Below are 20,191 nucleotides of genomic sequence, written 5' to 3' on the forward strand. Positions count from 1 at the left end.
CCCCAGTGCCATTATGGGGAGGGGGCCAGCTGCGGTAGTCGGCCCCAGCAGCGTTCAGCTGCGATAATCAGCATTGATGCGGATGTAGCCGTGGGTGAGATCGCAGGTCCACACGCGGGCCCGGCCTTGCCCAAGGCCGAGATCGACGGTGATGCGCACCTCTTGCTCGGCAAGATGCGCCGCCACCGGTGCCTCGTCATAACCGGGCACGACCATGCCCTGTTCGGCCACCAGCGTGTTGCCGAAACGGATCGAAAGCAGGTCGCGCTCGGCGGGTTCGCCGGCCTTGCCGACGGCCATCACCACCCGGCCCCAATTGGCGTCGCCGCCGGCAATCGCGGTTTTCAGCAGGGGCGAATTGGCGATGCTCATGGCGACGCGCTTGGCCGAGCTATCGTCCACCGCGCCGGACACCGTCACCTCGATCAGTTTCTGCGCGCCCTCACCGTCGCGCACCACCAGGATGGCGAGTTGGCGGCACACGTCTGCCAATGCGGCGGCCAGCGCGTCGGCGCCCGCGTCATCCATGCTTGTGAGCACGGGATGGTCGGCGGCGCCGGTGGCGAAGGCCAGCACCGTGTCCGATGTGCTGGTGTCACTGTCCACCGTGATGCTGTTCAACGTGGGGGCGACGGCGGCCTGCAGCATCTGCTGCCACAGGCCTGCGGTGACGGCGGCATCGCTGAAGATGAAGCCGAGCATCGTTGCCATGTCGGGCATGATCATGCCGCTGCCCTTCACGATCCCCACGATGGTCACGCGCGTGCCGGCGACGATGGCGCTGGCCGTGGCGGCCTTGGGGAAGGTGTCGGTGGTGCCGATGGCGTTGGTGGCGGCCAGCCAATCGGCCTGGCCCAGTGCCGCATGGGCCTGTGTTACGCCGGATAGTGCCAGATCGACTGGCAGCGGCACGCCGATCACGCCGGTGGAGGCACTGAACACGTGGTCCGGGTTGCAACCCAGCACTTCGGCCACCCGCGCGGCCTGCGCTCTGGCCGCCTCACGGCCTGACATGCCAGTAAAGGCATTGCTGTTGCCGGCGTTGATGATCAGCCCGCGCGCCTGGCCCTGCGGCAGCTTGGCCCGGCACAACTCCACTTCGGGCGACGGGCATTTCGATTGCGTCGTCACCCCTGCCACCACCGTGCCAGGGGCAAGTTCCACCAGCGTCACGCAGTCTCGCGTCCATTTCTTGTAGGCGACCTTGGCCGTGCCGATGCGCACCCCGGCGATGGAGGCAAGGGCGGGGAAGGGCAGGGCGAGCGGGGAGCGTTCCATGGATTTCGCCTTTGCTGCCAATATGCAGCTTGTCCAGTGACAGTTGTGTTGACTCTGCGGGGCCGGCACATTATCGGCACCATTCTTTCTGGACGCAGGCGACTGCGTCCAGACCGAATCTATTTTTAGGACTGTTTCCCATGAAGCGCACTTATCAGCCGTCCAAGCTCGTCCGCGCCCGCCGTCACGGCTACCGCGCGCGCATGGCCACTGTCGGCGGCCGTAATGTCATCCGCGCCCGTCGCGCCCGCGGCCGCAAGAAGCTTTCGGCCTGACGCTGATGCGCGCGCCGGAGACCATCCGGCAGCGACGGGATTTCCTGGCTGCAAATCAGGGCCGGCGGGTACCATCCGCCGGCTTTGTGCTGCTCGTGCGGCAGCGGGATGATGGCGCGCCCCTGATGCGGGCCGGCTATACCGTCACCAAGAAGATCGGCAACAGCGTGATCCGCAACCGGCTGAAGCGCCGCCTGCGTGAAATCGCGCTCCTCACCCTGCCCACCCACGGCCATCCCGGCGCCGATCATGTGCTGATCGGGCGCGAGGCCGGCCTCACCCGCGATTTCGCCGTGTTGAAGGCCGATCTGGAAAAGGCGCTGGCCAAGGCCCATCTCCCACCCAAGGACACAGAAAAGCCTTGGCAGGGAACCCGGCGATGAAATCACTGCTGATCTGGCCGATCCGCCTGTGGCAGGTGACATTTTCGGCCGTGATGCCACCCTCCTGCCGTTTTTCGCCGAGTTGTTCGGCCTATGCCATCACCGCCATCGAACGCCACGGACCAGTGCGGGGTTTTGGCCTTGCCGTGCGCCGCATTGCCCGCTGCCACCCCTGGGGGGGTTCGGGCTATGACCCGGTGCCCTGAGCGGCTATAGCAGCCGCGATCCCATCCGAATCCTGCCATTCCAGCCAGAGAGACAATCTTGCCTCCTCAGGACAATCAATCGCCCGACGTGAAGAACATCGTGCTCGCCGTGGTGCTTTCCACCATGGTGCTGCTCGGCTGGACTGTTGTTGCCGATCGCTTCTTCCCCACCGAAGCGCCCACCCCGGTTGTCAGTACGGCAGCGCCGGCTGGCGATCCGGCTGTGGCCGCCCTGCCGGGTGCCGCCCCTGCCATTGCCGGGCCGGGCGCCATCCTTGGCCGTGACGCCGCGCTGGCCGCAAGCCCGCGCGTTGCCATCGATACGCCGCGCCTGAAGGGCTCGATCAACCTCATCGGCGCGCGCTTCGATGATCTGGTGTTGCCCAATTATCGCCAGACCAAGGACAAGACGTCGCCGCCCGTCCGCCTTTTCTCGCCAAGCCGCACCGCCGACGCGCAATTCGCCCAATTCGGTTGGGTGGGCACGGTCGCACCGCCGGCCACGGCCGTGTGGACGGCAGATCGCACCACGCTGACACCCGCCACGCCGGTGTCGCTGCGCTGGACCTCGCCGCAGGGCCTCATCTTCCTGCAGAAGATCAGCGTTGACGCCGATTTCATGTTCACCGTCGAACAGAGCATCGCCAATCCCGGCGCGGTGCCGGTGGCGTTGCAGCCGTTCGGCCTCGTGTCGCGGCGCGGTGAACCGGCGGCGGCGGAAGCCAATGTTCATGTCGGGCCGATTGCCATGCTGGATGGCACGCTGAAGGACACCTGCTTTTTCCTTGCTTTCAATTGTACCGACTTGACTTACAAGAAGCTGCTCGATGACGGCCCGCAGAAGTATAGTTTCAAGAGCGGCTGGGTGGGCCTGACAGAAAAATACTGGTTGGCCGCCAGTGTGCCGGATCAGAAGTCCAGCATTGCGGCCACGTTCACGCAGGCTGCCGGCCAATATCAGGCCGATTGGCTGGCCGGGGCGGTCACCGTGCCGGCGGATGGTCGCAATGCCAGCACCGCCAAATTGTTTGCCGGTGCCAAGGAAGTCGACCTGATCGACCGCTACACCGAAGCCGGTATTCCGCGCCTCGACAAATCGGTGAGCTGGGGCTGGTTCGAGATCATCGCCAAGCCGATTTTCTACCTGCTCGATTTCCTGTTCAAGTTCACCGGCAATTTCGGTGTCGCCATCATCGGGCTGACGCTGATCGTGCGCGCCATCATGTTCCCGATTGCCAACAAGCAATATGAATCGATGGCCAAGATGCGCCTGATCGGCCCGCGCATGAAGGCGATCCAGGAGAAGTACGGCGACGACAAGCTGCGCGCGCAGCAGGAAATCATGGCCATCTACAAGACCGAGAAGGTCAATCCGCTCGCTGGCTGCCTGCCGATCGTACTGCAGATTCCGATCTTTTACGCGCTCTACAAGACGCTGCTGATCTCCATCGAAATGCGCCACCAGCCGTTCGTGCTGTGGCTCACCGATCTGTCGGCGCCTGATCCGCTGACGCCCTTGAACCTGTTCGGCCTGATTGCCTGGCAGCCGCCGGCGCTGATTGCGCTGGGCGTGCTGCCGATCCTGCTGGGTGTCACCATGTGGCTGCAGCAGAAGCTTTCCCCGGCGCAGATGGATCCTGTGCAGCAGCAGGTGTTTGCGCTGATGCCATGGCTGTTCATGTTCTTCATGGCGCCGTTTGCGGCCGGCCTGCAGCTGTACTGGACGATCAACAACCTGGTTTCGATCGGGCAGCAGCTTTACATGAACCGCAAATACCCGGCGCCAGCGACCCCGCCATCGGCCGCCTTGATCGACGTGAAGCCGAATCCGCCCAGGCCAGCGCCGAAGCCCGCTGGCCCCAAGCCGGGTGCGCCAAAGCCGACTGCAAGACGCCGCCGCAAGTGACCGAGGAACAGGCAAAAGCCGATCTGATTGAGGCCGCGCGCAAGCGTTTTGCTGGGCCGGTCAGCTTCCTGCTGTCCGCGCCGGAACTGCGGTTCCTGCCGGCGCCGGATGTGCCGGAAATCGCGGTGGCCGGCCGGTCGAACGTGGGCAAATCATCGCTGCTCAATGCCATCACCGGCCGCAATGGCCTGGCGCGCGCATCGGTCACGCCAGGGCGCACGCAGGAACTGAACGTGTTCGAAGTGGGCGAGCCGACGCTGTTTCGCATCATCGACATGCCCGGCTATGGCTTTGCCGAAGCACCCAAGGACGTGGTGCGGCAGTGGAAGCATCTGGTGTTCGATTATCTGCGCGGGCGCACGGTGCTGCGCCGGGTGCTGGTGCTGATCGATTGCCGTCACGGCATCAAGCCGGTGGACCGCGAGATCATGAGCATGCTGGACAAGGCCGCCGTGAGTTTCCAGGTGGTGCTGACCAAGGGCGACAAGATCAAGCCGACCGAGCTGGCCAAAGTGCACGAGGCCGTCTCTGCGGCGGCCCGCATCCACCCCGCTGCTTATCCGGAAGTGATCGCCACCTCTGCCGAAAAGGGCGAGGGCATCCCCGAATTGCGCGCCGCCGTGCTGGCCGCCGCCACGGGCCAATGATGACGACTGTAATGAGCGAGCTGACCATCACCCTGAATGGCGATCCGCGCCGTGTTGCCGCTGGCAGCAGCGTGGCCGATTTGCTGGCGAGCCTCGATCTGCCGGCCGAAAAGGTGGCGGTGGAGCGCAACCTGGCCATCGTGCCGCGTTCGACCTTTGCCGAGGTGGTGCTGGCCGAGGGGGACGCCTTGGAGATCGTGCATTTCGTAGGTGGCGGGCAGGACGACGAAGGCTGGGAAGTGGCCGGCCGCCGCTTCACCTCGCGGCTGATCGTTGGCACCGGCAAGTACAAGGATTATGCCCAGAATGCCGCAGCCGCCGAAGCCAGCGGCGCGGAAATCGTCACCGTGGCGGTGCGGCGCGTGAACGTGACGGATCGCAGTCAGCCGATGCTGACGGAATTTCTTGATCCCAAGCGCTTCACCTATCTGCCCAACACCGCCGGCTGCTTCACCGCCGACGATGCGATCCGCACGCTGCGGCTGGCACGCGAGGCGGGCGGCTGGAACCTGGTGAAGCTGGAAGTGCTGGGCGAAGCACGCACGCTCTATCCCGACATGGCGGAAACGCTGCGGGCGACCGACATCCTCGTGAAGGATGGCTTCGACGTCATGGTCTATTGCGCCGATGATCCGATCGCCGCCAAGAAACTGGAAGAGCTGGGCGCCGCCGCGATCATGCCGCTGGGCAGCCTGATCGGATCGGGCCTCGGCATCCAGAACCCGGTGACGCTGCGGCTGATCATCGAGAATGCCAAGGTGCCGGTGCTGGTTGATGCAGGGGTGGGCACGGCATCCGATGCCGCTGTGGCGATGGAACTGGGCTGCGACGGTGTGCTGATGAACACTGCTATCGCCGAGGCGAAGGACCCGATCCTGATGGCCCGCGCCATGAAACTGGCGGTGGAAAGCGGCCGCCTCGCCTATCGCGCTGGCCGTATGGGCAAGCGCCGCTATGCCGATCCGTCGAGCCCGCTGGCAGGGCTGATCTAGCCCGGATTGCGGGCGAATCCCGGCACGCCGGCGATATCGACCCAATGCTGTTTGCTGTCGGTCCAGAACTGCATCTGCGGCGTGAACTGGCTGGTATCGTCCAGCGTGCCGGCCTTGATGAACACCAGATCGGGTGCCGCCGATACCCGGCTGAACAGCGGCGATCCGCAGGTGGGGCAAAACTGGCGCAGCACGTCGCCGCCGGACTCGCCATGATCCTGGTAGGTCTGCACCTCGCCGGTGATGGCCACAGCCGCCGCCGGCACACCCATGATCATCGACCAGCCACTGCCGGCCTGGCGCTGGCAATTCTTGCAATGGCACACCGCCTGCATCACCGGTTCGGCCGCCACGCTGTAGCGCACCGCCCCGCACAGGCATCCACCGTCCAGCCCCGCCATGGCAATATCCTCCGATTGTGTGCCAAACGCTATCGCACCCGTGGCCCCGGCACAACCAAGACGCCCCCTGCTTGACAGGCCAGCGGCCGCTGCCCACGCTGCGACGGCGGGGGTAACAATGGCACAAGCAAGCGAGCAGCCGAGCGCACAGGCAGGGGCGGTGACGGCGCTGGTCTGGCTGATCGGGCTGGCCGTCTTCATCAATTACATCGATCGCGGCACGCTGGGCATCGCTGCGCCGCGCCTGAAGGACGATCTGGGCCTCACCGCCACCCAATATGGTCTCGCCGCCTCGGCCTTTTTCTGGGTCTATGCGCCGGGGCAGCTGGTGGCGGGCTGGCTGGTGGGCCGCACCAATGCCGGCTGGCTGCTGGCAGCCGGGCTTGGCCTGTGGGGGCTGGCGACGGCGCTGACGGGCCTTGCCAATGGCCTGATTGCGCTGGTGCTGCTGCGGCTGCTGCTGGCGGTGGGCGAGGCGGTGACCTTCCCGGCGCTGTTCAAGCTGATTGTCGATCATGTCGATGCGGCGCGGCAGGGCGCGGCCAATGCCGCCCTGTCCATCGGCCTGGCCCTGGGGCCGGCGTTCGGCACGTTGGCGGGCGGGCTGCTGCTGGCCTCGCTGGGCTGGCGCTGGCTGTTTGGCGTGGTCGGCATCGCCACCTTGTTGTGGCTGCTGCCCTGGATCATCACCATCAAGCGGCTGCCGCCGGCCGCTGTGCATACTGGCGCCACCGGCGATGGGCCCACCTATCTGCAGATCCTTGTCACCCGTGCCGCGCTGTCATTGTCGCTCAGCCAAGTCTGTTGGGGCTTTGGTCTCTATTTCCTCGTCACCTGGCTGCCGTTGTGGCTGGTCGAGGTGCGCCACTACAGCCTGCAGAACATGGCGTGGATCGGCGCGCTGGCCTTTGCCGCGCAGGCGGTGGCGGCGCTGATCGGCGGTCAGGTGAACGATGTGCTGTTGCGGCGCGGCCTGGCCCCCGGCCCGGTGCGGCGCTTCGGTGCCATGGCGGGCACGTTGATGACGGCGTTGGGCCTGGCCGGCATTCCCCTGTCCCAAAGCCAGGGCGCGCTGATCACCGCATTGCTGCTGGCCGGCTTTGGCATCGGCATCATGCATGTGTGCGTGAACATGATAGCTCAGATGTTTGCCGGCCCCACGGCGGTGGGCAAATGGACCGGCATCCAGAACGGTTTCGGCAACATTGCCGGCATCGTGAACCCGCTGATCACCGGCGCCATCATTGATGCCACCGGCAGCTACAACGCCGCCTTCGCGCTTGCTGCCGGTGCGCCGTTGATCGCGCTGTTCAGCCTGGCCGTGCTGGTGCCGAAGGTGGAACCGCTCGACTGGGCGGCTCACAGATAGGGCGAGAGCACCCCGATCACATCGGCATACAGCTCCCGCTTGAACGGCGCCGCCATGTCCACCAGCGTGTCCACCGGGCTCCAGCGCCAGTGGCGGAATTCGGGATGCTCCGTCGCGATATTCACGTCTGCATCGGTGCCGTGGAAGCGCAGCGCATACCATTTCTGGCGCTGGCCGGCATATTTGCCCTTCCAGATGCGGCCGATCAGATCGTCGGGCAGGTCGTAATAATGCCACTCCGGCGTTTCGCCGAGCAAAGAGGTGAGCACCGGATCGACGCCGGTTTCTTCCCACAGTTCGCGCAGCGCGGTTTCATACGGGTCTTCGCCGGGATCGATCCCGCCCTGGGGCATCTGCCAGGCCTCCACCATCTGATCGAGGCGCTGACCAGTGAAGACCAGGCCAGCCGGATTGACCAGCATCACGCCCACGCAGGGGCGATAGGGCAGGCCGGATTTGTGCTCGCGCGGAATGGCGGATGGGGGTGTCATGCCCCGGCCAGAAGCAATTTCAGATCCGTGATGCAGCCGGCCAGATCATCCTGCGCGCTCGGAATGCCTTGCCGAATCGTGAAGCAGCCGTGGATCTGCCCGGCGGCCTCGCGGAAGATCGTGCGCACGCCATGTTCGATCAGCCGGCCGGCATAGGCCCGGCCCTGATCGCGCAGCGGATCCAGTCCACAGGTCATCAGCATCGCCGGCGGCAGGCCGTCCAGCGTTTCGGCGTGCAGCGGGCTGGCCCAGGGGTGGAGCAACTTGTCGGTCGCGCTGCCCATATAGGCGTCGATGAACCAGTCCATGGTGGCCTTGGTCAGCACATAGCCGTCGCCCAGTTCCACCATCGAGCCTTCGGCGGCGGTCATGTCGGTCACCGGATAGATCAGCCATTGCGCCACGATCGGCACCGGCAGATGGCCGTGCAGTTCGCGGGTAACGAGCGCCGCCATATGGCCGCCAGCGCTGTCGCCGGCCGGGATGATGCCGGTGACGGCGCTGCCCAGTTCGGCCGGTGAGCCGGCGAGCCAGCGGGTGGCGGCCAGGCAATCTTCGGCCGCGGCCGGGAACCGGGCTTCGGGGGCCAGGCGATAATCCACCGCCAGCACGCGGCGGCCCAGTGCGCGGGCGATTTCGGCGCATAGCTGATCATGCGTTTCGAGATCGCCGATCACCCAGCCGCCGCCATGATAATAGGCGACGACCGTGCCATTTTCGAGCGATGCCGGCGTGTAGAGTCGGGCCTTGATGCCGCCGGGCAGCGTCAAGTCCGCGCTGCTGATCTCGCCACGCGGCAATTCCAGCATCTGGCCCATGCCTTGGTACATGGCGCGGCCTTCGGCGGGGCTCATGTCGGTGAACGACGGCCCCGGATTGGCGGCCATCATGGCGAGCAGGTTGGCAACGTCGGGGCGGACATAAGGCGTTTTGGTGGGCATGGCAGAAACTCCCAAGGCGGTTTTGTGCTGTTCTAGGCCGGTGCAACCGTTGAGCAACCGGTGAATTTGGTTGGGCTCAGCCCTTCACCCACGCCGCCACTTCGCCGGCGAGGCGGTTGGCGGCACGGTTGAGGGCGGCGGCGACCACCGCAGGCTCCTGGCTCGTCACCTTCTCTTCGGCCACGAAACTGCGCAGCGCCACGGTGCCGGCGCCACGTGGCCCGGCCAGTTGCGCGTCATAACGCACGCGCACCACTGCCTGGCCACGCACATCCAGGCCAAATTCACGCAAGTGGCCGGTGAGCGCGCGGGCGGGCGCAACGCCGCCGCTGCGCGTGTCGAGCACCGCCACGCCGGCGCCGGCCAGCGTATCGGCGAGCAGACGCTGGAACTGGCGATTGGGTTGCTCCGCCCAACTGGCGCCGGCCAGATATTGCACGGTGGCACTGGTCAGTTGCACCGGCAGGCGCAGCGTCTGCAGTTCGGCCGGCACATCGGGAATGGCAACCGCCAGCGTGTCGCCCACTGCGGTCGGTCCAGCCCATTGCGGCGGCGGCGCATCGGCGCGCAGCACCAGCAGCGCATCAGGGGCGGGCGCGTTGCCGCCCACCTGCACCAGCGGGCCGCAGCCGGCCAGAGCCAGGGCAGCGATGATCGGAGCAAATCGCTGCATCATTTCGCGTCTCCCTTGGGCGGTTGATATTCGGGCAGCCGGCGGCCGCCAATCAGGGCACCGGCCGGGTCTTCATCCAGTTTCGCGGCGATCGCACCCAGGCGCGACGTGGTTTCCCTGAGTTCACGGATTAGCTGGGTGGTTTCCGGAATGGTCTGGTTGGCCAGCATCTCCACCCCCGGCTGGGCGCTGCCGGCCAATGCGTCGACCTTGGCCAGCGTCGCGTTGGCGCTGGTGACGGTGCGCCGCAGATCGGCCGCGAGCGGGCGCAGGTCTGAATCCACAAGGCTTTGCCCCGAACCGGCCAGCGCCTCGATGCGCTGCAGGGTGGCGGTGGCGGCGGTCATTGTGGTGCGCGCCTCTGCCAGCGCCGCCTGCAGATCGGGTGCCCCCTTGGCCAGCGCGGCGGTGGCGACATCGGTGTTCTTCAGGATGCCCGACAGCGCTTCGCGATTCTCATCCTTCAGCACGTCATTCAGCCGCTTGGTGAGCAGCGAGACGTTCGACAGCACTTCCGGCGCGGTGGCGAGCAGATCGTTGAGGCCGCCGGTGCGGGGCGGGATCACCGGGGCGCCATCGGGGCCGGGCGTGATGATCGGTTTGCCGCCTTCCATCGCGCCGGCCAGCTGGATCTGCGACACGCCGGTGAAGCCGACACCTTCCACCCCGGCCGTGGTGCCTTCCAGCACCGGCACTTCGCCATCGATGTTGATGCGCACCCGCACATACTCCGGGCGCTGCGGCAGCAAGCGGATCTGGGTGATCTTGCCCACGGTAACGCCGTTGAACTGCACCGGCGATCCCAGTGCCAGGCCTTTGATCGATTGCTTGAAATAAACGTCGTACACCTTGCTGTCGCCGCCGGAAAAGCGCGCCAGCCACAGCACCATCAGGAAGATGCCAACCACCATGGCCAGCGCGATGCTGCCCACGATCACATAGTTGCTGCGGTTCTCCATCAGGCTGAGTCCCCGGTTGCGGCCCGCCCGCGCGGCCCGCCGAAATATTCCTGCACCCACGGATGATCAAACGCGCGCAGTTGATCGACCGTGCCGCAGGCCAGCACCTTGCCGTCGCCCAGCACCGCCACCCGATCACAGATCGCGATCAACGTATCGAGATCATGGGTGATCAGGAACAGCGTGAGCCTCAACGTGTCTTTCAGCAGCTTGATGAGATTGTCAAAAGCCGCCGCCGAAATCGGATCGAGCCCCGCGGTTGGCTCATCCAGAAACAGCAGCGGCGGATCGAGCGCCAGCGCCCGGGCAAGGCCAGCCCGCTTCTTCATGCCGCCTGAAAGTTCAGAAGGGAATTTGGTGCACGAATCCGCCGGCAGGCCAACCTGGCGCAGGCGGGCGGCGGCCAGCGCGTCCATCACCGCATCGGGCAGTTGCAGAAACTCGCGCATCGGCACTTCGATATTCTCGACCACGGTGAGGCCGGAAAACAGCGCACCTTCCTGGAACAACACGCCCCATTGTCGGCGCAGGCGTCGCTGCGCATCCGGATCGGCGGCGAGGGCATCCTGGCCGAAGATGGACACGCTGCCCGCCCGCGCCCGATTGAGCCCGATGATGGTGCGCATCAGCACCGATTTGCCGCTGCCCGAACCGCCAACAAGGCCAAGGATTTCGCCGCGCGCCACATCGAGATCGAGATGATCGTGCAAGACATGATCACCAAAGCCGGTGACCAACCCGCGCACCCGCACCGCCACATCGGCATCATCAGGCAAGGTCGCAGAGAGCGTGGCCATCAATTGTAGCCCAGCGCGCTAAAGAAGAAGGCGAAGAAGGCATCGAACACGATGACGACGAAGATGGCTTCCACCACGGCCTGGGTGGTGCGGCTGCCGACCGTTTCGGCGTTGCCGGTCACCTGAAAGCCGTGGAAACAGCCCATGATGGCGATGATAAAGCCGAACACCGGCGCCTTGATCATGCCAATGACAAAATCGGAAACCAGGATCACTTCCTGCAGGCGGGTGATGTAGGAGGCTGGTGGCATCGCCAGTTCGCTCCAGGCAAACAGGCCGCCGGCGATCAGCGCGCACATCCCGCCATAGAAGGCCAGGCCCAGCAGCATCAGCGAACAGGCGATCATGCGCGGCACCACCAGCACCTCGATCGGATCAAGGCCGATGGTGCGCAGCGCATCGATTTCCTGGTTGAGCTTCATCGATCCGATCTGGGCAGCGAATGCTGAACCCGATCGGCCCGCCACCATGATGGCGGTGAGCAGGATGCCCAGTTCGCGCGTGGTGGCCCGGCCGATCAGGTTGACGGTGAACACCTCTGCCCCGAACTGGCGCAACTGCACGGCGCCCTGCTGTGCCACCACCAGGCCGACCAGGAACAGCAACAGCCCGACAATGCCCAACGCGTTGACGCCAATGGCTTCGCCCTGATGCACCACGGCATGCCAGCGCAAGCGCCGACGGCCGATCAGCGTCAAGGTCAGCACGACCAAAGTCTGTCCCAGAAAGGCGAGGAAGCCGCCGGCATTGTCCGCCTGGTGCACCACGGCCCGGCCGATCTGCTCCAGCCTGGCCAGCACCGGATTGCCCCTATCGGCCCGGCGCTTCACGGGCGGCGGCGGTACGGTGAGGGCGCGGATCAGCCGATCGATATCCGGAGCAGCGCCTTGCACCTCGGCCGTGTGGCCCGCGTCGTTCCAACGGTTGATCAGGCTGTTGATGGCCCAGGCACCCGCGGTATCGATCGCGGTTGCGGCCGAAAGATCGACAGAAAGCCCCGGCGCGCGCGGCGCAACCGTGGCTAGCGCGCCGGCCAGCGTGGCAACATCATCGATGGTCAGCCGGCCCGACAGCACCACGCGGGCGCCGCCGTCGCCTGTCTCCTGCCAGCTGATGCTGCTGCCCATAGCGAGCAAACTGGGCTATGCGGGAGCAAAAGCCAAGGGGAACAATGACCTCCATACCCACCGAAATCGCGGTTTATGATCTGGACCGCACGCTGACCGATACCGGCAGTTGGGCGCCCTTCATCCGTTTCTGGCTGGCGCGCGAGGCGCCGTGGCGGGTGCTGCTGTTGCCGATGGTGGCGCTGGGCGGCGTTGCCTATGAGCTGGGCCTGCTGTCGCGCGGGCAGATCAAGAGCTGGTCACACCGCTGGCTGATCGGTCCGCGCGTGGCGGAAGACCAGTTGCGCGCGGTGGCGGCGGATTTTGCCCTGGGCTTTGTTGCGGATCATGCGCTGGCCCCGGCCCGTGCCGCCATTGCAGCCGATGCGATGGCTGGCCGGCGCGTGGTGATCGCTTCGGCCAGCCATGCCTATTATGTGCGTGCCATTGCGGCGCGCTTTGGCGTGGCCGACGTGGTGGCGACCGAAGCCGTGCGGGTTGGCGGCGATGTCACGCCCGCGCTGGACGGCGCCAATTGCTATGGCTCGGCCAAGCGGGCAGCACTTGAGCGGTGGCTGGCACATGAAGGCCTGGCCGGCGCGGTCGTGCATTTCACCAGTGATCATCACAGCGATGCGCCCTGTTTCGAACTGGCGCTGGAAACGGGCGGCAGCGTATTGTGTGCCAATCCGTCGGCCAAACTGGCAGCGCTGGCGGCGCACCGGGGTTGGCCGGTGGCGCTGTGGGGCCGGATCAGGGGCAGCCTGCTGGAACGGGCATGAAAAGGGCCGGCTCCGGATGATCCGGAGCCGGCCCTTTCAAGCACTGGCCTGGTGTCAGGCAGCAGCCGTCACACTGCGACGGCGGCGCGTGGCGGCACCGGTTAGGCCAAAGCCCATGATCAGCAACGCCCAGCTGGCCGGTTCCGGCACAGCGGTGGTGGCGATGAAATCGGTGTGGATGTAGACCGGAACATAGCCCGAGAATTCACCCCAACCCGCATTCAGGCCGCCACCAAAGTCACCGAAGTTGGGTCCGAAGGTGAGGCCATAGCTGTTGATCGTGGCGAGCTTGCCATCAACAAAGCCGGGGCCGCCCGAATCGCCGCCAGCAATGCCGACTTCACGGGCACCCAGGCCCTGATTGTTGAAGAAGGTGTTGCCGAGCGGGCCAAGGCCGAGCGCGTTGGCGATGCGGCGCGATTGATCCTGGGCCAGCGTGCCGTTGTCGAAATCGGAGATGAAGCTGAACTCATAGTCAGCAACGTTGCCGTTGACGCCAGGATTGAAGAAGAAATTCTCCCCGTTGGCATCCAGCTCGGTGAAGAAATTCTGAAACAGCGAATTGCCCCAGGCATAATCATAGATGTTGTCGCCTTCGCGCAGGAAGCCTGTGCGGGCACCGAACGGTGGCGTGTTGCCGTTGTTTCCGCCCGTGGTCGAGCGCGTGCCGTAGCCGGCAACGTTGAACTCCATGCCGGCCAGATCGCCGTTGGTGAAGAGATCATAGCGCTGGGCCGAAGTCGGCGCTTCCTTGTTGATGCGCAGGATCGCGATATCGTTCTGGTCGATTACCTGGCCCGAATACTCCGGATGCACAAAATAAGCGGTGACGCTGCGGGTTTCGCTGGCGCCCGGATCAACTGCGCGCTGATCGGGATTGCCGTTGTAGAAATGGACTGTGGTCTTCACAGGATTGGCCGTGCCGGCGCCGTCGCTGACGCAGTGGGCGGCTGTGGCGATCGAGCGGCCATCGGCCAGCACGCTGCCCGAGCAGATGAAGCGATCACCGTTGGAATATTCCATGATCAGGGCGACCGTGCCGCTCTTGTTGGCGGACGGCTTATAGATCGGTTTGCCACCGCCGATGGTGTTGCTTGGGGCGAGCACATCCGAAGTCGCCGTCTGGCCGATGACACGGCTGACAGCCGACCAGCTCATGCCATTCTTGCTGCCGCTGGCCATCTTGACTGGCTGGATAGCGCTCAACTGCTTGGCTGCATTGGCCGAAATCCCGGCGACGTTGGGCGCCGGTTCAAAAGCCTCGATGGCAAGCGCTGGCGACGCAACGATCATCGCTGTTGCGATGACGGAAAACTGAAAACGCATCACAAAATACCCCCTTGAGTCAGCACCATCACGGCACAGACTGAGGGATACTAGAGATGTGTTCCCGAAATATCAACGAAAAAATTACCGATAATTAAGTTACTTAACTGCGGCTGCTAGCTGCGCAGTTTCCATAAGGTAAACACCGCTATCCCGCACCAGATGATGTTGAGCACCATCGACGGCATGGCGCCGTGCCAGGCGGTGTTGATCACGAAGCCGGCCGCGCCAACGAGGTTCAGCCACTGGAACAGCGGCGATTTGCCATCAAGGCGGCCAGCGCTGGCCAGCGCGTAGGCCGCCAGCACCAGCACCGCCCCGATCCAGCCTGCCGTCTCGATGGCAACTGTCTGCCAACTCATGCTGCGGCGAGGTTTCGCAACACGTAAGGCAGGATGCCGCCAGCGTAATAATATTCCAGCTCCTGCTCGGTATCGATCCGGCACAGCGCCTGGAACTCGCCGGTGCTGCCATCGGGCCGGGTGAAGCGCACCGCCAGCATCTGGCGCGGTTTCAGGTTGGCCATGCCGGTGATCTCGAACACTTCCTCGCCAGTGAGGCCGATCGACTTGCGATCCGTGCCGGCGGCGAATTCCAGCGCCAGCACGCCCATGCCGACCAGGTTGGAACGGTGGATGCGTTCGAAGCTTTCGGCGATCACGGCGCGCACGCCGAGCAGCGTGGTGCCCTTGGCCGCCCAGTCGCGGCTGGAGCCGGTGCCATATTCCTTGCCGGCGACGACCACCAGCGGCGTGCCATCGGCCTTGTAGACCATGGCAGCATCATAAATGGCGAGCTGCTCGCCCGACGGGAGGTGGCGCGTCACGCCGCCTTCGACGCCCGGCACTATTTCGTTGCGGATGCGGATGTTGGCGAAGGTGCCGCGCATCATCACTTCATGGTTGCCGCGGCGCGCGCCATAGGAGTTGAACTCCGCCTTGGTCACCTGGCGTTCGGTCAGGTAGCGGCCAGCCGGGCTCGATTCCTTGATGCTGCCGGCCGGGCTGATGTGATCGGTGGTGATGCTGTCCCCGAACACGGCCAGGGCGCGGGCGGCGATGATGTCGGCCACCGGGGCGGGCGTCATCGTCATGCCGTCGAAGTAGGGCGGGTTCTGGACGTAGGTGGAGCTGGTGTTCCAGCGATAGGTGGCGCCGCCTTCAACCTTGATCGCCTGCCAGCGCTCATCGCCGTCGAACACGTTGGCATAGCGCGCGGCAAACATCTCGGGCGTCACGTTGGCCATTACCATGCCGGCGACTTCGGCGTTGGTCGGCCAGATGTCCTTGAGGTAAACCGGGCCATTGGTGCCTTGGCCGATCGGTTCCTTGGTCAGATCCTTGCGCATCGTGCCGGCCAGCGCATAGGCAACGACCAACGGCGGCGAGGCGAGATAATTCGCCTTCACGTCCGGCGACACGCGGCCTTCGAAGTTGCGGTTGCCCGACAAGACCGAGCAGGCAACGATGTCGTTGGCGTTGATCGCTTCGGAAATCGGTTCGGGCAGCGGGCCGCTATTGCCGATGCAGGTGGTGCAGCCATAGCCGACCAGGTTGAAGCCGAGCGCGTCCATGTCCGCCGTCAGGCCCGACTTGTCGAAATAATCGGTGACGACCTTGGAGCCGGGGGCAAAACTGGTCTTCACCCACGGCTTGTTCTTCAGGCCGAGCGCGCGCGCCTTGCGGGCCACGAGACCGGCGGCAACCAGCACGGCGGGGTTTGACGTGTTGGTGCAGCTGGTGATGGCGGCGATCACCACGTCACCATGGCCGATGTCGTAATTTGCGCCGGGAACGGGCACGCGCTGGGCCATCTTGTCGGCCTTGCCGTAACCGCCGGCCAGTTCCTTTTCATACGCCGGCTTGGCATCCGACAGCAGCACCTTATCCTGCGGACGGCGCGGACCGGCGAGGCTGGGCATGACGGTGCCGAGATCGAGTTCCAGCGTGTCGGTGAAGACGGGATCGGGCGTATCGGCTTCGCGCCACAGGCCCTGCGCCTTCGCATAAGCCTCGACCAGCGCCACGGTGTCGGCATCGCGGCCGGACAGCACCAGATAATCGATGGTCTTGGTATCGACCGGGAAGAAGCCGCAGGTGGCGCCATATTCCGGCGCCATGTTGGCCAGCGTTGCGCGATCGGCGAGGGTGAGCGCATCGAGGCCTGGGCCATAATATTCGACGAAGCGGCCCACCACGCCCTTCTTGCGCAGCATCTGGGTGGCGGTGAGCACCAGATCGGTGGCGGTCACGCCTTCGGCCAGACTGCCGGTCAGCTTGAAGCCGACGACTTCGGGGATGAGCATGGACACCGGCTGGCCCAGCATCGCGGCTTCGGCTTCGATGCCGCCGACGCCCCAGCCCAGCACGCCAAGACCGTTAATCATCGTGGTGTGGCTGTCGGTGCCCACGCAGGTATCGGGATAGGCGATCATCGCGCCCGAGGAATCTTCGCTGCTCCAGACCGTCTTGGCGAGGTATTCTAGGTTCACCTGGTGGCAGATGCCAGTGCCGGGCGGCACCGCGCGGAAATTCTTCAGCGCGCCGCTGCCCCAGCGCAGGAACTCATAGCGTTCCAGGTTGCGGGCATATTCCAGCGCCATATTGTCTTCAAACGCCTTGGGGTTGCCGAATTCATCGACCATCACGCTGTGATCGATCACCAGATCGACCGGCACCAGTGGGTTGATCTTCATCGGATCGCCGCCGAGCTTGGTGATGGCATCGCGCATGGCAGCGAGATCGACGACGCACGGCACGCCGGTGAAATCCTGCATCAGCACGCGGGCCGGGCGATAGTTGATCTCGTGGTTCGACGTGCGGGTGGCCTGCCAATCGACCACGGCTTTCACGTCGGCGGTGGTCACCGTGCTGCCATCTTCAAAACGCAGCAGGTTCTCCAGCAGCACCTTCATCGAATAGGGCAGGCGCGAGATGTCACCCAGCTGCGCCGCGGCGGCCTCCAGGCTGTAATAGGCATATTCCTTGCCCGCGGCTTTCAGCGTGCGGCGGGTGTTCAGACTGTCCTGGCCGATGGCGGTCACTGCGCCTCTCCCTTTGTATGTGCTTTGACAAGATGTCGCACGGTCTAGCCCATATGGTGCAGCGCGAAAAGCCTGTGCGCCGGGGAATTCGTGTCAAAATCCAGACCGGTTGCGCCGGTAAAAATCTGTCACCATAAGGGGCCATGGCTTCGCCCGAAATCGATGCACTCACCAACGCGCTGGCCCGGCTGCCCGGTCTGGGGCCGCGATCGGCGCGGCGAGCGGTGCTGCACCTCATCAAACGGCGCGAGGTGGCGCTGTTCCCGTTGCTCGAAGCCTTGCAGGCGGTTGCGGCCAATCTGGTGGTGTGCGGGGTGTGCGGCAACGTCGAAACCAGCGATCCGTGTGCCATTTGCCGCGATCCGCGCCGCGATCCGTCGCTGCTCTGCGTGGTGGCGGACGTGGCTGATCTGTGGGCGCTCGATGGCCGCCACCTGTTTTCCGGCCGCTATCATGTGCTGGGCGGGCGCTTGTCCGCGCTCGACGGGGTGAGGCCGGAGGATCTGGCCATCCCCTCCCTTGTGGCGCGTGCCGGTGACGGCGTTGTGAAAGAAGTGGTGCTCGCCCTCTCGGCCACCATGGAGGGGCAGGCGACCATGCACTATGTCGCCGAGGCACTGGCCTCCACCGGCGTCAAGGTCAGCCAGCTGGCGCAGGGCCTGCCGATGGGCGGCGAACTTGATTGGCTGGACGAGGGCACATTGGCCCTCGCCCTCAACGCCCGCCGGCCTGTCGGTTAAGGCTCAGGACCTGCTAGTTCCATGCCCCGGCACGGCCCGCAGCGCCCCGGCAAGAGTGAGTCAGCGCAGCGGCGGTAGCAGAAGCTACCGCCCAAGCGAAACGAGCGCTGGGCTGGGGCGCTACGGGCCGCCCTGCGGGTTGGACGGAGAGGCAAAATGGCGGCGTCGGACGGCCTTGCCGGGGGGCACTGCCCCGCCTTCGACCGCTCTCCTTGCCATTTTGCCTCTCCGTCCAATGACGGGATATAGAATTAGCAGGTCCTGAGCCTACAGTTTCACCAGCATCTTGCCGGTGTTCTTGCCTTCAAACAGGCCGATGAACGCTTCCGGTGCCTTCTCGATGCCTTCCAGCACCGTTTCTTGCCACTTCAGCTTGCCGGCGCGGATCCAGCCGCTCATTTCGGCGATGAATTCGCCGCGCAGGCCCGCAAATTCCATTACGATGAAGCCGCGCATGGTGAGCGATTTGCCAACAATCTGGATGAGGTTGCGCGGGCCGGGCGTCGGCTCGGTGTCGTTGTAGGCGGAAATCATGCCGCATTCGATCAGCCGCGCGAACGGGCGGGCGACTTCGATGGCGACTTCCAGATGCTCGCCGCCAACATTGTCGAAATAGATATCGATGCCCTTCGACGCTGCGGCCTGCACGGCGGCCAGCAGATTGCCGCAGGTGCGATAGTTGATGACATGATCGATGCCGAGGCTCTTCAGCCATTCGCACTTGTCGTCGCTGCCGGCGGTGGCGACCACGGTGCAGCCCTTCAGCTTGGCAACCTGCGCGACGATGCTGCCGACAGCGCCAGCCGCACCGCTCACGAACACCACGTCACCGGGCTTGGGCTTGCCGATTTGCGCCAGGCCGGCCCAGGCAGTGAGGCCGGGCATGCCCAGCACGCCAAGGAAGCTTTCCGTCGGGATGCGTGCCGGAACGTCGAGCTTTTCCAATGCGGCGGCCGGGGCCACAAACGCTTCGCGCCAGCCGAACATGGAAGAGACGATGTCGCCCTTCTTCAGGTCCTCGGCGTTGCTTTCGACCACCACGCCGATGGCGCCGCCCTGCAGCGCCTCGCCGATCTGGAACGGCGGCACATAGCTCGGCCGGTCATACATGCGGCCGCGCATATAGGGATCGACGGAGATGAACTTGTTCTCGACCAGCACTTCACCGGGGCCGGGGGCAGCCAGTTCACGGCTGGCGACGGCAAAGTTTTCGGCGGCGGGCATGCCGACCGGGCGGCTGGCAAGGCAGATTTCGCGAGACGTGGTCATGATGGGATTCTCCTGTGGTTGACCTCACCCTAGCGGCATTGCGCAGCCCCTGCACCTCTTGGGTGCGGGAGGGGAATAAGGCCCTCCACCGGCGATTGCGGGCGGCGCTTCAACAGATTACGTTGTCGTAATGAAACTCACGGCTCCGCTTCTTGTTCTTCTGGCTTTTGCCCTTTCTGGCTGCTCGGCCACCATTGGCAGGGACGGACCTGCGGGGTTGCCGGGGCCAGCAGGGCCACCAGGACTGGCTGGGCCCGCCGGTCCGCCGGGGCCTGTCGGTCCGCCTGGACAGCGCGGCGCGCAACAGGCACGTCCGCTGATCGTGACCGATGCAGACGCCGGCACGATCAGCGTTGGCGACGATGCGGATGTTGTCGTTGCGGTTCGGGTCGAAAAACTGTCCATCCGGCTGCCGCGTGCAGATCAACTGGCAGGCCGGCTGCTGACGGTTCGGGCGGCTGGACGCGGCGGCGTCCGTCTGATGGCGGCGATGGGCGAGACAATCGAACTGGCGCCCGCGTTCGAGGTGCCCAGCGGCGAAATGGTCACCTTGATGGCCGATGACGGCCAGCGCTGGTTCGTGATTTCCACCAGCGATCTAGATTGA

The 20,191-nt window shown here is 65.0% G+C and carries 22 protein-coding genes; 10 read left to right on the plus strand and 12 right to left on the minus strand.

All coding sequences use genetic code 11. The features are described from left to right. Positions 1-54 precede the first annotated feature (54 nt). The gene (gene argJ, locus Q7O19_RS04405) at positions 55-1,278 is read right to left on the minus strand and encodes a bifunctional glutamate N-acetyltransferase/amino-acid acetyltransferase ArgJ (RefSeq protein WP_303808910.1); all 1,224 of its coding nucleotides are present in this window, start codon (positions 1,276-1,278) and stop codon (positions 55-57) included. A gap of 140 nt (positions 1,279-1,418) precedes the next feature. Between argJ and rpmH the strand changes: the two genes are divergently transcribed. Genes rpmH through thiS form a run of 6 tightly spaced genes read left to right on the plus strand, consistent with a single transcriptional unit; the run spans position 1,419 to position 5,687 of the window. Next, on the plus strand, positions 1,419-1,553 hold the full coding sequence (gene rpmH, locus Q7O19_RS04410; protein ID WP_022679949.1) for a 50S ribosomal protein L34: 135 nt from the start codon (positions 1,419-1,421) through the stop codon (positions 1,551-1,553). 5 nt (positions 1,554-1,558) lie between these two features. Then, entirely contained in the window at positions 1,559-1,936 is a 378-nt protein-coding gene (gene rnpA, locus Q7O19_RS04415) for a ribonuclease P protein component (protein WP_303808913.1), read from the plus strand. Further along, positions 1,933-2,142 carry a membrane protein insertion efficiency factor YidD gene (gene yidD, locus Q7O19_RS04420; protein WP_303783100.1) on the plus strand — a complete coding sequence of 70 codons (210 nt, stop codon included), beginning with the start codon at positions 1,933-1,935 and terminating at the stop codon, positions 2,140-2,142. Before rnpA ends, yidD begins: the two co-directional genes overlap by 4 nt. A gap of 58 nt (positions 2,143-2,200) precedes the next feature. Next, a complete protein-coding gene (gene yidC, locus Q7O19_RS04425; RefSeq protein WP_303808915.1) occupies positions 2,201-4,048 on the plus strand; it encodes a membrane protein insertase YidC in 1,848 nt (615 codons plus the stop codon). Beyond that, positions 4,045-4,695, plus strand: a complete 651-nt coding sequence (yihA, locus tag Q7O19_RS04430; protein WP_303808916.1) for a ribosome biogenesis GTP-binding protein YihA/YsxC — start codon at positions 4,045-4,047, stop codon at positions 4,693-4,695. The genes yidC and yihA overlap by 4 nt, the downstream gene beginning before the upstream one ends. An 11-nt stretch (positions 4,696-4,706) precedes the next feature. After that, complete coding sequence (gene thiS, locus Q7O19_RS04435; protein ID WP_303808918.1) at positions 4,707-5,687, plus strand: sulfur carrier protein ThiS; 981 nt, start codon at positions 4,707-4,709, stop codon at positions 5,685-5,687. Here thiS and Q7O19_RS04440 read toward each other — a convergent pair. Beyond that, positions 5,684-6,088, minus strand: a complete 405-nt coding sequence (locus Q7O19_RS04440) for a GFA family protein (RefSeq protein ID WP_303808919.1) — start codon at positions 6,086-6,088, stop codon at positions 5,684-5,686. The two genes, thiS and Q7O19_RS04440, sit on opposite strands and share 4 nt — an antisense overlap. Before the next feature lie 118 nt (positions 6,089-6,206). Between Q7O19_RS04440 and Q7O19_RS04445 the strand changes: the two genes are divergently transcribed. Beyond that, positions 6,207-7,457, plus strand: coding sequence for an MFS transporter (locus Q7O19_RS04445; protein WP_303808921.1), 1,251 nt, complete (start codon positions 6,207-6,209; stop codon positions 7,455-7,457). Here Q7O19_RS04445 and Q7O19_RS04450 read toward each other — a convergent pair. From Q7O19_RS04450 to Q7O19_RS04475, 6 genes are all read right to left on the minus strand, one after another. Then, a complete protein-coding gene (locus tag Q7O19_RS04450; protein ID WP_303808923.1) occupies positions 7,448-7,948 on the minus strand; it encodes an RNA pyrophosphohydrolase in 501 nt (166 codons plus the stop codon). The genes Q7O19_RS04445 and Q7O19_RS04450 overlap by 10 nt on opposite strands. After that, positions 7,945-8,889, minus strand: a complete 945-nt coding sequence (locus tag Q7O19_RS04455) for an alpha/beta hydrolase (protein WP_303808925.1) — start codon at positions 8,887-8,889, stop codon at positions 7,945-7,947. The genes Q7O19_RS04450 and Q7O19_RS04455 overlap by 4 nt, the downstream gene beginning before the upstream one ends. 76 nt (positions 8,890-8,965) lie before the next feature. Beyond that, a complete protein-coding gene (locus Q7O19_RS04460) occupies positions 8,966-9,565 on the minus strand; it encodes an ABC-type transport auxiliary lipoprotein family protein (protein WP_303808926.1) in 600 nt (199 codons plus the stop codon). Beyond that, the gene (locus Q7O19_RS04465) at positions 9,562-10,521 is read right to left on the minus strand and encodes an MlaD family protein (RefSeq protein ID WP_303808928.1); all 960 of its coding nucleotides are present in this window, start codon (positions 10,519-10,521) and stop codon (positions 9,562-9,564) included. The genes Q7O19_RS04460 and Q7O19_RS04465 overlap by 4 nt, the downstream gene beginning before the upstream one ends. Beyond that, positions 10,521-11,318, minus strand: coding sequence for an ABC transporter ATP-binding protein (locus tag Q7O19_RS04470; protein WP_303808930.1), 798 nt, complete (start codon positions 11,316-11,318; stop codon positions 10,521-10,523). The genes Q7O19_RS04465 and Q7O19_RS04470 overlap by 1 nt, the downstream gene beginning before the upstream one ends. Further along, the gene (locus Q7O19_RS04475) at positions 11,318-12,445 is read right to left on the minus strand and encodes an ABC transporter permease (protein WP_303808932.1); all 1,128 of its coding nucleotides are present in this window, start codon (positions 12,443-12,445) and stop codon (positions 11,318-11,320) included. Before Q7O19_RS04475 ends, Q7O19_RS04470 begins: the two co-directional genes overlap by 1 nt. A gap of 44 nt (positions 12,446-12,489) precedes the next feature. On the opposite strand from Q7O19_RS04475, the gene Q7O19_RS04480 reads away from it, so the two are divergent. Further along, a complete protein-coding gene (locus tag Q7O19_RS04480) occupies positions 12,490-13,206 on the plus strand; it encodes an HAD family phosphatase (RefSeq protein WP_303808933.1) in 717 nt (238 codons plus the stop codon). A gap of 54 nt (positions 13,207-13,260) precedes the next feature. Here the strand turns inward: Q7O19_RS04480 and Q7O19_RS04485 are convergent, their stop codons facing one another. The 3 genes from Q7O19_RS04485 to acnA form a co-directional block, all read right to left on the minus strand. Continuing rightward, complete coding sequence (locus Q7O19_RS04485; RefSeq protein ID WP_303808935.1) at positions 13,261-14,532, minus strand: trypsin-like serine protease; 1,272 nt, start codon at positions 14,530-14,532, stop codon at positions 13,261-13,263. Positions 14,533-14,648: 116 nt separating this feature from the next. Beyond that, positions 14,649-14,894, minus strand: coding sequence for a hypothetical protein (locus tag Q7O19_RS04490; RefSeq protein ID WP_303795571.1), 246 nt, complete (start codon positions 14,892-14,894; stop codon positions 14,649-14,651). Next, positions 14,891-17,575, minus strand: coding sequence for an aconitate hydratase AcnA (gene acnA / locus Q7O19_RS04495; RefSeq protein ID WP_303808936.1), 2,685 nt, complete (start codon positions 17,573-17,575; stop codon positions 14,891-14,893). The genes Q7O19_RS04490 and acnA overlap by 4 nt, the downstream gene beginning before the upstream one ends. A gap of 143 nt (positions 17,576-17,718) precedes the next feature. Between acnA and recR the strand changes: the two genes are divergently transcribed. Then, positions 17,719-18,315, plus strand: coding sequence for a recombination mediator RecR (gene recR, locus Q7O19_RS04500; protein WP_303808938.1), 597 nt, complete (start codon positions 17,719-17,721; stop codon positions 18,313-18,315). 267 nt (positions 18,316-18,582) lie between these two features. Here recR and Q7O19_RS04505 read toward each other — a convergent pair whose 3' ends face one another. After that, on the minus strand, positions 18,583-19,584 hold the full coding sequence (locus Q7O19_RS04505; protein ID WP_303808939.1) for an NADP-dependent oxidoreductase: 1,002 nt from the start codon (positions 19,582-19,584) through the stop codon (positions 18,583-18,585). A 322-nt stretch (positions 19,585-19,906) separates the two neighbouring features. On the opposite strand from Q7O19_RS04505, the gene Q7O19_RS04510 reads away from it, so the two are divergent. After that, positions 19,907-20,191, plus strand: a complete 285-nt coding sequence (locus Q7O19_RS04510) for a hypothetical protein (protein WP_303808941.1) — start codon at positions 19,907-19,909, stop codon at positions 20,189-20,191.

The organism is Sandarakinorhabdus limnophila DSM 17366, assembly GCF_945882885.1.
In the GTDB taxonomy this organism is placed as follows: domain Bacteria; phylum Pseudomonadota; class Alphaproteobacteria; order Sphingomonadales; family Sphingomonadaceae; genus Sandarakinorhabdus; species Sandarakinorhabdus limnophila_A.